This is a genomic window from Desulfovibrio desulfuricans, from assembly GCF_024460775.1.
GTDB classification, from domain to species: domain Bacteria; phylum Desulfobacterota; class Desulfovibrionia; order Desulfovibrionales; family Desulfovibrionaceae; genus Desulfovibrio; species Desulfovibrio desulfuricans_E.
In genome coordinates this window covers 1-223 of record NZ_JANFYZ010000125.1, presented here as the reverse complement: position 1 = coordinate 223, position 223 = coordinate 1, and the positions used below count along the sequence as shown (strand labels likewise).

Genomic DNA, 223 nt, shown 5'->3' with positions numbered 1-223 from the left:
CCGCGCACGTGAGGTAGCCCAGTCAATGTGCGGCGTAATAAGCGTATTGGGCGCTGAAAATAGGGGGTTCTCGTCCTGCCGAGGTTCCTGCGCAAGCACGTCAGTGCCAAGGCCCAGCAGATGCCCGGATTTCAGGTCTTCGGCAGCAGCGGCTTCATCCACCAGCGGCCCACGCGAGGTATTAAGCAGAATAGCCACCTTGCGCATGGACGATAACGTTTTG

The 223-nt window shown here is 58.7% G+C and carries 1 protein-coding gene; it reads right to left on the bottom strand.

Translation table 11 applies throughout. The features are described from left to right. A partial coding sequence (locus NE637_RS15640; RefSeq protein ID WP_306804734.1) for an NAD(P)-dependent oxidoreductase occupies nt 1–223 on the bottom strand: 223 nt, incomplete at both ends.